The sequence below is a fragment of the Streptomyces decoyicus genome, assembly GCF_019880305.1.
Classification (GTDB): Bacteria; Actinomycetota; Actinomycetes; order Streptomycetales; family Streptomycetaceae; genus Streptomyces; species Streptomyces decoyicus.
Map to the genome: position 1 here is coordinate 8034604 of NZ_CP082301.1, position 12687 is coordinate 8047290.

General features: G+C 74.3%; 11 protein-coding genes. 9 read left to right on the forward strand and 2 right to left on the reverse strand.

The features are described 5' to 3' along the window. Positions 1 to 33: 33 nt before the first annotated feature. The 7 genes from K7C20_RS35080 (at position 34) to K7C20_RS35110 (ending at position 7939) form a co-directional block, all read left to right on the forward strand. Complete coding sequence (locus K7C20_RS35080) at positions 34 to 816, forward strand: thioesterase II family protein (RefSeq protein ID WP_078952894.1); 783 nt, start codon at positions 34 to 36, stop codon at positions 814 to 816. Next, positions 813 to 2435 carry an MFS transporter gene (locus K7C20_RS35085; protein ID WP_245170966.1) on the forward strand — a complete coding sequence of 541 codons (1623 nt, stop codon included), beginning with the start codon at positions 813 to 815 and terminating at the stop codon, positions 2433 to 2435. The genes K7C20_RS35080 and K7C20_RS35085 overlap by 4 nt, the downstream gene beginning before the upstream one ends. A 275-nt stretch (positions 2436 to 2710) precedes the next feature. After that, positions 2711 to 2974, forward strand: coding sequence for an acyl carrier protein (locus tag K7C20_RS35090; protein ID WP_030079192.1), 264 nt, complete (start codon positions 2711 to 2713; stop codon positions 2972 to 2974). After that, positions 2974 to 4203: a beta-ketoacyl-[acyl-carrier-protein] synthase family protein gene (locus K7C20_RS35095; RefSeq protein ID WP_053208632.1), complete on the forward strand. Its 1230-nt coding sequence runs from the start codon at positions 2974 to 2976 to the stop codon at positions 4201 to 4203. The genes K7C20_RS35090 and K7C20_RS35095 overlap by 1 nt, the downstream gene beginning before the upstream one ends. Before the next feature lie 204 nt (positions 4204 to 4407). Then, entirely contained in the window at positions 4408 to 5943 is a 1536-nt protein-coding gene (gene crtI, locus K7C20_RS35100; protein WP_053208631.1) for a phytoene desaturase family protein, read from the forward strand. After that, positions 5940 to 6929: a phytoene/squalene synthase family protein gene (locus tag K7C20_RS35105; RefSeq protein WP_030079182.1), complete on the forward strand. Its 990-nt coding sequence runs from the start codon at positions 5940 to 5942 to the stop codon at positions 6927 to 6929. Before crtI ends, K7C20_RS35105 begins: the two co-directional genes overlap by 4 nt. After that, on the forward strand, positions 6926 to 7939 hold the full coding sequence (locus K7C20_RS35110) for a DUF5914 domain-containing protein (RefSeq protein WP_053208630.1): 1014 nt from the start codon (positions 6926 to 6928) through the stop codon (positions 7937 to 7939). Before K7C20_RS35105 ends, K7C20_RS35110 begins: the two co-directional genes overlap by 4 nt. A 57-nt stretch (positions 7940 to 7996) precedes the next feature. Here the strand turns inward: K7C20_RS35110 and K7C20_RS35115 are convergent, their stop codons facing one another. Both K7C20_RS35115 and K7C20_RS35120 read right to left on the reverse strand, forming a co-directional pair. After that, on the reverse strand, positions 7997 to 9556 hold the full coding sequence (locus K7C20_RS35115; RefSeq protein WP_030079177.1) for an NAD(P)/FAD-dependent oxidoreductase: 1560 nt from the start codon (positions 9554 to 9556) through the stop codon (positions 7997 to 7999). Between the two features lie 100 nt (positions 9557 to 9656). Then, positions 9657 to 10847: a lycopene cyclase family protein gene (locus K7C20_RS35120; protein ID WP_030079175.1), complete on the reverse strand. Its 1191-nt coding sequence runs from the start codon at positions 10845 to 10847 to the stop codon at positions 9657 to 9659. Between the two features lie 266 nt (positions 10848 to 11113). On the opposite strand from K7C20_RS35120, the gene sigK reads away from it, so the two are divergent. Next, entirely contained in the window at positions 11114 to 11701 is a 588-nt protein-coding gene (gene sigK, locus K7C20_RS35125; RefSeq protein ID WP_030079173.1) for an ECF RNA polymerase sigma factor SigK, read from the forward strand. Continuing rightward, positions 11698 to 12444, forward strand: a complete 747-nt coding sequence (locus K7C20_RS35130) for an anti-sigma factor (RefSeq protein WP_030079171.1) — start codon at positions 11698 to 11700, stop codon at positions 12442 to 12444. Before sigK ends, K7C20_RS35130 begins: the two co-directional genes overlap by 4 nt. The last annotated feature ends 243 nt before the right edge of the window (positions 12445 to 12687 follow it).

Consider the following 12687-nt stretch of genomic DNA (forward strand, 5'->3'; position numbering starts at 1 on the left):
GTGGGTGTCGGTTTCACGGAAGAGTCGACGTCGGTGACGGTAGCGGCGTCGGCGGTGCCGCAGCGCGTGGTACTGGCCGCCCGTCCGCAGGCGGCGCTGCGGTTGTATTGCGTGCCGCCCGCCGGGGCCGGTCCGGACTGCTATCTGCGGTGGGCTCCGTTGCTCCCGCCCTGGGTCGAGCCGTGCTCGGTGGCGCTGCCCGGCCGGGGAACACGCTCCGCGGAACCGTCGCTGACCGATCCCGCCTACCTCAGCGCCCGGCTCGCCGCGGTGCTGGACGACTGGGCCGATCCCCGTCCGTTCGCCGTCTTCGGTCACAGCGCGGGCGCGCTGCTGGCCTACGAGGCGACCCGTCATCTGCGGCGCACCCACGGCCGGCTGCCCTCGCTGCTGGCGCTGTCCTCGCTGTCGGCGCCGCATATCGACGCCTACAGCGCCGGTCTGCCACCGCGGCTGACGGCAGGTCTGGAGGGCATCCGTGAACTCGTCGGCCCGATCCCCGAGCAACTGCTGGCCGATGCACGGCTGATGGCCGCGGCCTGTACGCCGCTGCTGGCCGACTGTCTGCTGCTCCTGCACTACCGGCACCGCCCCGAGCCCCCGCTCGACGTGCCGCTGGCCCTCTACGGCGGCGAGCAGGACCCCGTCACCCCCGTGCGGGAACTCCAGGCATGGAACGACCTGGTCACCGCGCCCACCCGGGCCCAGCTCTTCCCCGGTGGGCACACCTATCTGCAGACGGGGACGAAGGCGCTGGTCGACCACCTCACGGGTGCGCTCGACACGGTCATCAACGGCCCCGTGGCGACGGCATGACCGCCGCTGCGCCGGCCGGCAGACCGGCCGGATCCGCGCGGCGGGTGGGCGCGGCCGCCGTGGTGTGCCTCGGCCTGTTCATGCTCGGCCTGGATCTGACGGTCCTCAACGTCGCCGTCCCCGACCTCCAGGGCGACCTGGACACCTCCACCGCGCAGGTGCAGTGGATCGTGGACGGCTACGCCGTGGTTCTGGGCGGCACGGTGCTGGCCGTAGGAGCCTTCACCGATGCCTGGGGCCGGCGGCGCTCCTTCGTCTGCGGTGTGGCGGTCTGCGCGGGCGCCTCGCTGGGCGGCGCGCTGTCCGGCCACCCGTGGCAGGTGATCACCGCGCGCTGTGTCATGGGAGCCGGGGCCGCGCTGCTGATGCCGGCGACGCTGGCGGCCCTTCACCATCTCTTCCCCGAGGCTCACTTGCGCAGCCGGGCGATCGCCGCGTGGGCCGCGGTCGGCGGCATGGGAGGCCTGTGCGGCCCGGTCATCGGTGGCTGGCTGGTGGAGCACTCCTCGTGGCGCGCCGCCTTCTGGATCAATCTGCCGCTGGCCGCCCTCATCATCGTCCTGGCCCTCGCCCTGGTACCCGAGTCCCATGCGCGGCGGCGCACCGGCTTCGATGTGCCCGGTGCCGCACTCTCGGCCGCCGGGCTGCTGGCCCTGGTGTGGTCGATCACCGAGAGCCCGCACCGCGGCTGGACCAGCCCGGCCGCGCTCACCGGATTCGCCGTCGCCGTGCTGCTGCTGGCTGCTTTCGTGGGCCGGCAGCTGCGCGCGCCCGCGCCCATGCTCCCGCTGTACCTGCTGCGGGTGCCGGGCATCGGAGTGGCGGCGGTGGCGCTCGCCCTGATGTCCTTCGCCATGTTCGGGGCGCTGTTCGTGCTGACCCTGTACCTCCAGGGGGTGCTCGGCTACAGCCCCTGGCAGGCCGGGGTGCGGACGCTGCCCCTGCCGGCCGGACTCGCTCTCGGCGCGGTGTGCGCGGTGCCCGTACGGGCCAGGCTGGGCGGCAAGGTCCCCGTGGTGGGCGGCCTGATGCTGGTGACGGCCGGCTTCGCCATCCTCGCGACCACCACCCCCGACTCCGACTACCCGCACTGTGCGGCCTTCCAGCTGGTCGCGGGCGTGGGCGCCGGACTCGTGGCGGCCGCGGCCACCGAGTCGGTCATGGGATCGGTCGCCACCGAACGCGCCGGACTCGGCTCGGCCATCAACGACGCCACCCGCCAGGTCGGTTCCGCCCTCGGAGTGGCCGTCCAGGGCTCCCTGCTCGCGGCCGTCTTCACCTCCCGGCTCACCACCTCCCTCACCGACCTGCACGCCCCCGCACTCGTCGCGGAAGCGGCCGAGCACAGCATGCTGTCCGTCCCCGCACAGGCGATGCGCCTCCCCGGCCCCCTGCGCGCCGGCGTGCTGGCCGCCGCACGCCGGGCCTTCACGGACGCCATGACGCTCACGGCTGTCGTCGCCGGAGCCGTCACCCTGGTCACCGCCGCCGCGGCCGCCCGCTGGCTCGGCCGGCCGGAAGGCCCCCGCGACGCCCGGCTCCCCCGTGAGGGTCACGCCGCCCCGCCGGCAGCGGCCGGAGCTCCGGGAGGAAGCCCGTCTGGTGGTATAGAGCGATAAATCACTCGTTCAGAGGTGCCTTCAAGGCCGCTGACGGAGTGTCAGGTCGGCGACAGTAGGGAGCGCGAGACCGCCCCCTGCGCACCGGCCCCGGTGCCGACCGCCGCCCGCCTGGAGCCGCGATGACCACCCCCGTCCGCACCCGCACGTCCAAGGGCGCCCCGGGCTCCCGCTGAACGGACGCGCGCTGCCCGTCGGTACCGACGGACCGCGCCCGTGGAGCACCGCGACCGTGGCCTTCGCCGGCACCACCTCACCCACCGAAGGAGTCACCCGTGCCCACCAGTACCGAGCTGATCACCAGCACCCTCACCGAAACCTTCGATCTCGACCCGGCCGAGGTCACCCCGGAGCGCACCTTCGAGGACCTGGGGCTGGACTCGCTGGCTCTCGTCGAGATGGGGCTGATGCTTCAGGAACGCACCGGGATCTCGCTGGAGGACATCCCCCTGACGACGACCATCGGCGGGCTCGCGGCGCTCATGGACGCCCAGGACGCCGACAAGGCGCTGACCGCCGCGCCGAACAGCGGCACCTGATGCCCGGCCAGTGCCGTGAGGTCGCCGTCACCGGCCTCGGGGTCATCAGCCCGGCCGGGATCGGCGCACAGGCCACCTGGGACGGCCTGCTCACGGGCCGGTCCACGGCCGCCCGGGACCCGGAACTCGCGGGCCTGCCGGTGGACATCTCCTGCCGGGTGCCCGACTTCGACACGGCCGCCAGGGTCGGCCGGAAAGCGGCCTGGCGGCTGGACCGCTTCGTCGCCATGGCTCTGCTCGCCGCCCGCCATGCCGTCGCCGATGCCGGTCTCGGCCCCACCGACTGGGACGCCGCGCGCGTCGGTGTGGTCATGGGCACCGGCACGGCCAGCATGGAGCGCTATGTCGGCGAGTTCGCCAAGCTCGCGGCCGGCCGCCCCCTGGACATCTCCCCGCTCGCCATCACCCGCAGCGTGCCCAACATGGCAGCCGCCGAAATCGCACTCGACCTGACGGTCACGGGCCCCAACTTCGCCGTCTCCACCGCCTGCGCCTCCGGCAGCAGCGCCCTCGGTGTCGCCCGGGATCTGCTGCGCGCCGGGACGTGCGACATCGTGCTGGCCGGCGGCGCGGAATCCGCCCGTCACCCCATCCCCGCGGCCTGCTTCCACCGCATGGGAGCCCTCTCCCAGCGGAGGGAGGACCCCGCGGGCGCCTGCCGCCCCTTCGACGCCGGACGCGACGGATTCGTCCTCTCCGAAGGCGCCGCCGTGCTGGTGCTGGAACACCCCGACCACGCCCGCGCCCGCGGAGCCCGTCCGCGCGCACATCTGGCCGGCTACGGGGCGAGCTGCGACGCCTACCACTACGCCGCCCCCGAGCCGGACGGCCGGGGAGCCGCGGCGGCCCTCACCGCCGCCCTGGCGGACGCCGGTCTGGGGCCCGGGGACATCGACCACATCAATGCGCACGGCACCGGAACCCGTCGCAACGACCTGGCCGAGGCCAAGGCGCTGCACACCGTCTTCCCCGAGCCCCCCGCCGTCACGTCCCTCAAAGGCGCGCTCGGCCACGCCATCGGGGCGGCGGGCGCCATCGAAGCGGCCGTCACCGTCATGAGCCTGCAACGGGACACCATCCCTCCCACCGCCAACCACGAAGACCTCGACCTCGACATCGATCTGGACATCGTGGCCAAGGTCCCCCGCACCACGGCCCTGTCCGCCGCCGCCAGCCTCTCCATCGGCTTCGGCGGCCAGAACGCCGCACTCGTCTTCCGGTCCGCCTGACGCGCACGCCGGGCCGCGAACAGCCACGGTGCGCGACGGGCCCTCCTCCTTCGGCGCGACGAGAGGAATCACGATGCGCCCTCGTACCGGGGCCACAGCACACCCCGCGGCGCCGTGCGCAGACGAGCGGCGCGACAGCGGCCCGCCGCCCTCCGCCCGGCCCTCCGCGGACCTGCTCGCCCGCAGGGCCGCAGGGGGCGGCTCATGAGAGCCGTCACCGGCCCCACCGACCATGTGGTGGTGGTCGGCGCCGGTCTCTCCGGGCTGTCCGCCACGCTCCATCTGCTCGGCGCCGGCCGACGGGTGACGGTCGTCGAGCGCGACGCGCTGCCCGGCGGCCGGGCCGGCCGGATCGAGCGTCACGGCTACCGCATCGACACCGGACCGACCGTGCTGACCATGCCGGACCTCATCGACGAGGCGTTCGCCGCGGTCGGCGAACGCCTCACCGACCGGATGGAACTCCAGGCACTGCACCCGGCGTACCGCGCCCGGTTCGCCGACGGCAGCGAACTGGACGTGCACACGGACGCGGAGGCCATGGAGGCCGAGGTCGAACGGTTCGCCGGCGCCCCGGCGGCCCAGGGGTACCGCCGGCTGCGGCACTGGCTCCAGCAGCTGTACGCGGTGCAGCGCCACCGCTTCATCGACGCCAACTTCGACTCCCCGCTCCAGCTGATGCACCCGGACCTGGTCCGCCTCGCCGCCCTCGGGGGATTCGGCCGGCTCGACGACCGTATCGGCCGCTTCCTGCCCGACCCACGGCTGCGCAGAGTCTTCTCCTTCCAGGCGCTGTACGCCGGGGTACCGCCCGCGCGCGCCCTCGCCGCCTACGCCGTCATCGCCTACATGGACACGGTCGCCGGGGTGTACTTCCCGCGTGGCGGGATGCACGCCCTGCCCCGGGCGATGGCGGACGCGGCAGCCGACGCCGGTGCCGCCTTCCGCTACGGCCACCCGGTCACGCGGCTGGAACGCAGCGGTGACCGGATCACGGCGGTGGTCACCGCGCACGAGCGCATCCCCTGCGACGCGGTGGTCCTCACCCCCGACCTGCCGGTCGTCCACCGACTGCTCGGCAGACGGCCCCGCCGCCCGCTCCGGCTGCGCCACTCGCCCTCCGCGGTGATCCTGCATGCCGGTACCGACCGGACCTGGCCGCGGCTGGCGCACCACACGATCTCCTTCGGCGCCGCGTGGGAGCGAACCTTCGACGAACTCACCCGCACCGGGCAGCTGATGAGCGACCCCTCCCTGCTCCTCACCCGCCCCACCGCATCCGACCCGCAACTCGCCCCGCCGGGACGCCACTTGCACTACATCCTGGCGCCCTGCCCCAACACCGAGACCGGCCCCGGCGCCGGCTCCTGGCACGACCTGGCCCCCCGGTACCGCGACAGCCTGCTCGCCGTACTGGAACGCCGGGGACTCACCGGCATCGGCGACGCCATCGAAATGCAGCACATGGTCACCCCCGCCGACTGGACCGCCCAGGGGCTCGCCGCCGGCACACCCTTCTCCGCCGCCCACACCCTGGCGCAGACGGGCCCGTTCCGCCCCCGCAACCTCGTGCGCGGCACGGCGAACGCCGTGCTGGCGGGCTGTGGCACGACCCCCGGCGTCGGCGTCCCCACCGTCCTGATCTCCGGCAAGCTCGCCGCGGCCCGGGTCACCGGCCTGCGGTCCGCTCGCTCCACCGCAGGCTCCGCCCGCCCCACCCCGAGAGGCATCCCGGCATGACCGCTCGCGAACTGGACGCCGCAGGCATCACCGACCCCCTCCTCCGCGACGCCTATGCCCACTGCCGCCGGCTCAACGCCCGGCACGGCAAGACCTACTTCCTCGCCACCCGGCTACTGCCCCCGGAACGCCGACCGGCCGTCCACGCCCTGTACGGCTTCGCCCGCTGGGCCGACGACATCGTCGACGAACCCGGCTCCCGCCACCCCGCCGCCGACCGCGCCCCGGCGCTCGATGCCCTCCGGCGCCGTCTGGAGGAGGGCCTGCGCGGCGGTGAGAGCACGGAACCGGTCGTGCGCGCGGTGGCGCACACCGCTGCCGTGTACGGCATCGCCCACCGGCACTTCGCAGACTTCATGACGTCGATGCGCAGCGATCTGACGGTGACGGACTACCCGACGTACGCCGATCTGGCGCGCTATATGCACGGCTCGGCCGCGGTGATGGGCCTGGAGATGCTGCCGGTGCTCGGCACGGTCGTGCCGCAGGAGGAAGCCGCGCCGCACGCCGCGGCCCTCGGCATCGCCTTCCAGCTCACGAACTTCCTGCGCGACGTCGGGGAGGATCTGGACCGGGGCCGTATCTATCTGCCCGCGGATCTGCTCGCGGCGCACGGCGTCGACCGCGCACTGCTCCGGTGGAGCCGGGACACCGGCATCCGGGACCCGCGCATCACCGCGGCCATGGAGGACGCCGCCGAGCTCACCCGCGGCGTCTATCGCGAGGCGGCGCCCGGCCTCGCCATGCTCGACCCGGTCTCACGCCCGTGTATCCGCACCGCGTTCGTCCTCTACCGCGCCATCCTCGACGCCGTGCGCGACGACGGATACGCCGTGCTGCACCGCCGCTCGGTGGTCTCCCGCAGACGCCGCGCGGCCACCGCCTTCGGCGGTCTGGCCCGGGTCGTCGCCGCCCACGTCGCCGCCCGCCACCCTGCCGGGCGGCGTGCCGGGGTGCCGCACCACGTGCGGGAGGAGGCCTCATGACCCGGGGAGCCCGCCGCGCTCCGCGCCTCCCGCTCCGGCTGCGCCGCGGAGCCGTGCCGTGGGAGCAGCAGCCTCCGACGTGGCGCGACGCGAAACCCGCGCTCATCGCCGACGCCGTCAAGGCCGCCCTCGCCCGCCCGTCCGGCAACTGGTTCGTCCTCGGCGCGGCACACGCCATCGGCTCCCACCGCGCCTTCGGGCGCACCGTGGCCGGCATCGAGGTCGTCGCCTGGCGCGATGCGGCCGGACGTCTGGTCGCGGGGCCCGGCGCCTGCCCGCACCTCGGCGCGCCCCTCGACCAAAGCCCCGTGCACTGTGGGACCCTCCGCTGCCGCTGGCACGGACTCGCCCTGAACGGCGCCCCGTTCGCCGGCTGGGAGCCGTTCCCCGTCCACGACGACGGCCTGCTGGTCTGGGTGCGCCTCGACGAGGCCGGCGGGGAGCGGCCGCTGCGGCAGCCGGTCGTCCCCGTCCGGCCGCGGCCGGAGGGGGCCGTCACCGCCGTCCACACCACCACCGGCGGGTGCGAACCCGAGGACGTGCTGGCCAACCGCCTCGACCCGTGGCACGGCGCATGGTTCCACCCCTACTCCTTCGTCGACCTCACCGTGGTCGACGCCCCCGCGGAGAGCGACGGGGAGCGGCCCGCGGGCTTCGCCGTCGAGGTCTCCTTCAAAGTCGCCGGGCGCGCGGTGGTGCCGGTCAAGGCGCTCTTCACCGCCCCCGAGCCCCGCACCGTGGTGATGCACATCCTGGAAGGCGAAGGGCAGGGCTCCGTGGTGGAGACCCATGCCACGCCGCTGGGCCCGGACGACCGGGGACGCCCGCGCACCGCGGTCACCGAGGCGATCGTCGCCACCTCCCGGCGCCCTGGATTCGCCCTCGCCCGCGCGGCCGCGCCCGCCCTGCGCCCGCTGATGCGCGCCGCGTCCCGACGGCTGTGGCGGGACGACCTGGCCTACGCCGAGCGCCGCTGGGAGCTGCGCAGCAGCGGACGCCACCCGGGCTGACACCGCCCGGCCGCCGGGGGCGCCCCGTGCCGTCGACAGTGCCGGAGCGCACCCCGGTCAGCGGTCCGCCAGCCGCGCCGCCCACCGCAGCGCCGCGGAGCGTCCCTTGCCCGGCACGGTCCACAGGGTCTGGCCGCGCACGCCCCACCGCGCCAGCAGCGCATTGGCCGCGAGGAAGCCGGTCGTCGCGGCGCGCTCCATCAGCGCCACCGGGAAGTGCGTCCGCACCACATCGCCCGCGACCACCACCCGCGGGTCGGGTGTGTGCACGGTCGGCCGGTCGCCGAAACCCCCGACCGGGAACAGCGGGCAGTCCGCGCGCCACTCGTGCCGCTGGTCGATGATCCGGGAGTCGCGAAGCTCCGGGTAGACGGAGTGCAACTGGTCCACCAGGCGCCGCTGTTCGCGGGCACGGTCGGCTTCCGGGGCGACGGCGTAGGCGTGCAGTTCGAGCACCGAGCCGCCGGTGCGGGCGGACCAGCGGGCCGCCTCTCCCTCCCAGCGTTCCAGCACACTGACATTGTCCAACGAGCCGAAACCGCTGGTGCCCAGGAAGCCGGGCCGGTCGGCGCGCACCCGACGGTCCAGCCACAGCCGCGACACCAAAAAGGGCGGCGCGGTCCGCAGCCGCCCGATCCGCGCGCGCCACGACGGGTTGCCCAACTCAACTGATCTGGCGACGAGTTGACGCAGCCCTCCCGGGTCCAGCGCCAGAACCACCGCGTCGAACCGCCGGCCCGCACCCTCCGCGACGACGTGCACCCCGCCGTCCGTCGTCGGCTCGACCTGTGCCACCTCCGTGCCCGTACACACCCGGACCCCGTGCCCCGCCAGATAGCGGCCGAGGGGGTGCCACAGCGCCTGCGGGAAGGGCTCGGCGGGCACATCGAACAGCAGTCCTTCGCTGGAGCCGAGAAAGTAGATGTGGAACATCAACACCAGTTCCGCGGCGGACAGTTCTTGCGGGTCCGCGAAGAAACTCCGGGAGAACACCTCGAAGGCAAGGTGGCGCGCGGCATCGGGGAAGCGGATACGCGAGAGAAAGTCCCCGGCGCTGATGCGGTCCAGACGCTGATAGACCTGCGGCACCCGTACGTCGAGCAGCGGCAGGGCCGCGCCGGGACGCATCCGCACCAGATCCCGCCAGGTGAAGGTGGGACTGAGCGCCACAAAACCCAGTGCGCTCCAGGGCGGTGTCCGCGGCACCCGCGCAAAGCTGTCCCGCAGACCCGAACGGTGGTGCAGCGGATAGTCGGGCAGCCGACGGAGCATGTCCAGCCCCGGATCGACCCGGCGCAGCAGCCCCCGCAGGTTGTAGTACTGCGGGAAGAACGCATGGAACCCTCGGCTCATGGTCGCCGCCGAACCGTCGGCGAGCCGCACGGGCCAGCCCGCCAGCCGCCCCCCGAGGCTCCCCTCCCGTTCGTACAGCGTGACCGGCACCCCCCGCTCGGCCAGCGCGGTCGCGGCGGAGAGGCCCGCGATCCCGCCGCCGATCACCGCCACGCCCGGTCCGCCTGGCCCGGCCCGGTCCCGCCCCGGTGGCCCCGGCACCCGCTGCGCCCGGCGGTCGCGTCCGCGCCGCGCCGCCCTGCCCTGTTCCCGTCCGGATGTCACGAGCCCTCCCGAAGAGCGCGCGCGGGGAAGTCCCCGCCCTCATGCAGCAGTTGCGGTGCCATCGATGTCTCTCCTCCGGTCCGGGTCGCGATCGGCCGGGTCACCGCACGGCGGCCCGGCGTGGCAGCAGCGGAAGTTCGGCGGCGGTCCGGAGCATGGGCAGCACCGGGGTGCGCAGGCCGATGGTGACGTCCTCCCACAGGCGGGAGCGGCCGTCGAGGAACCGCAGCAGCCGCTCCATCGGCACCGTGCGGAACAACCCGGTGAACAACTCGGCTCCGTCCACCCGGCCGCTGTCCAGTGCGCGCAGCAGCACGGCGTCCAGCGCCCGGTGCCAGGCCGGGTGCGGAGGCGGGGGGAGGGGCGGTCTGCCCGCCAGGAGGGTGGCCGCGATGAGCGCGGACTGCCGTTGCACGGCGGCGAAGGTGTACCCGGTCGACGGCCGGGTGGCGCCGCCCGCGGTCCCGATGCGGAACACCGAGCGGCCCACCCGCCGCGGAAAACGGGCGTCGGTCATGGGGATCGCGCCCTGCTCGACGGCGGTGACACGGAACGCGTCCAGCCCCAGCACCTGCGCGGTGTACTGGCCCAACGCCCGCTCGTAGGCGGCGGTTTCGGCGATCTGGCGGGAGAACTCCGTGTACTCCACCAGCGCGGTGTGCTCGCTCAGTGGCAGGACATATCCGAAGGACAGGCCCTGTGCGGGCTGCGGGGTGCGGAAGTCCATGAGATCCGCGGTCGTGGTGTCGAAGGCCGGCCGCAGGCTCTCGACGAACCAGCCACGGAAGTGCTGTTGGAGTGTGGTGCGGGCCGGCGGGAGCCGGACGGCCGGCCGGGAGTCGAAGGCCCAGCGGGCCCGGAGTGCCACCGGCCGCCCCGCCTCGTCGCGGCCCCGTACCTCGGCGCCACCGGCAACGTCCCGTACGGACTCCACCGTTGCCGCCACCCGGACGACGGTGTCCTGGCCGGACAGCCGGGCGCCGACGAGGGCTTCGAAGTCGCGCGACCGCAGCATCTTGTACCGGAAGGGCGCGGGCCGCCCCCGCGTGGCCGCACCGTCGGGGCCGTGCACGCGCAGCCGTTCCCAGGAAGCGGTCAGCGCGGAGTCGAACGCGCCGCCCGGCGCTTCCCAGTAACACCAGGTCCGTTCCTGCGGGGTGAGCGGCCCGCGCGGTGCGTCGACGAGCAGCACCCGCAGCCGCCGGGCGCCGGGCGCCGGTTCGCACAGCCGGTAGGCGAGCGAGAGCCCGGCCGCTCCCGCGCCCACGATGACGGCATCCGCGTCCTGCACGCCCAGTCCTCTCCGCGCCTCGGTGCACCCGACGGTGATCCTTCCTCAGTACCGGGCCGACACGGGCCGTACGACGCGCGGCAACCGGTGGACCGATCGACCTCCGCCTCGCCGGCCGGCCGGCCGGCCCCCGCGCATGGCGATGGCACCGTGCGCCGGGCCCGCCTGCGGGGTCCGCCGTGGCATGGGCCAGAATCCATTCCGACCAATCCGGGTGTCGCCCGGCGCCGAATCACTGGTGACCACGTCACAGTCCGGAGGTGTTCATGCCCGTCGCAGCCCGCGGCGACCGATCCTCAGCGCCCCATTCCGGTGCGCTGGAATCACTGCTCGACCGCGTCTCACGCGGTGACCAGCAAGCGTTCGAGAGTCTCTACACAGCGGTAGCCGGCTCCGTACTGGGACTGGTGCGCAGGGTGGTCCGGGATCCGGCCCAGTCGGAGGAGGTGGCGCAGGAGGTGCTCATCGAGGTGTGGCGGTCCGCGGCCCGCTTCGACGCACGGCAGGGCAGCGCGATGGCCTGGATCATGACCCTGACCCACCGGCGCGCGGTGGACCGGGTGCGCTCGGCCCAGGCGGCGGCCGACCGCGACCACCGGGCCGGGCTGCACGCCTACACCGCGGCCTTCGACGAGGTCAGCGAGCACGTCGAGCGGCGGCTGGAACGCGAGCAGGTGCGCCGCTGCCTGGGACAGCTGACCGAACTGCAACGGGAGTCGGTGACACTCGCCTACTACCGCGGCTACACCTACCGGGAGACCGCCGACCTGCTCGGCACGGCGCTGGGCACGGTCAAGACCCGGCTGCGCGACGGTCTGATCCGGCTCCGCGACTGCCTGGGGGTGTCGGCATGAACACCGTCGATCTGCACACGCTCACCGGCGCCTATGCCCTGGGCGCGCTGTCCGAGCAGGAGGCGGCGGAGTTCACCCGTCATCTCGCACACTGCGAGGCATGCACCCAGGAAGTGCGGGAGTTGCAGGAAACCGCGGCCCGGCTCGCCCTGGCGGTCGCCGAGGTGCCCCCGGCCGATCTGCGGCTCCGGGTGATGGCGGCCCTGCCCGAGGTCCGGCAACTGCCGCCGATACGGCACGAGGCGACCGTGGTCCCGCTGCGCCGACGGGCGCGCCATCGCCTGCCCTACTTCGCGGCCGCCGCCTGTCTGGCCATCGCCGCGGTCGCCGGCGGTCTGGCCGTCAACGCCCGGCACGAGGCCGACCAGCAGCGGGACCGGACCACCCGGGCCGAAGAACAGGCGGCCGCGGTCAGCGCCCTGATGGCCGCTCCGGACGCCACCTTCCACACCACGGCCTTCAAGGGCGGGGGCAACGGGACCGTGGTGGCCTCCAAGCGACTGGGACGGGCCGCCTTCGTCTACCACGGCCTGCCGGCCCTCTCCGGTCAGCGGGTGTACGAACTCTGGTACAGCCGCAACGGCACCATGGTGCCCGCCGGACTCGTCGAACCCGGCCGCTCCACGGGCACGATGCTGCTGACCGGCGGACCGCAGGGCGCCGACGGGGTCGGTGTCACGGTCGAACCCCCGGGTGGCTCCAGCAGTCCCACCAGCGCGCCGCTGGGCCTCCTGCGGGTGTGACCTCCGGATACGACGGGTGAGACCGGCGGCCGGCCCTCCCTGGCCGGCCGCCGGTCCCGTCGGTGTGTCCTGTCCGAGCCACCAGACCCGACGCCCACGCCGCCGAGGCCTGCGGCGCCCCCTGCACCACGCACTCCCACGCGTGGCGGTGGCCCGGAAGACCGGGACCAATCCGCGCCGCCCCCGGCACCGAATCCCTCAGTGAGCGGGCTGCCGCCCCCGGAACGCGGCCCCGCCCCGAGA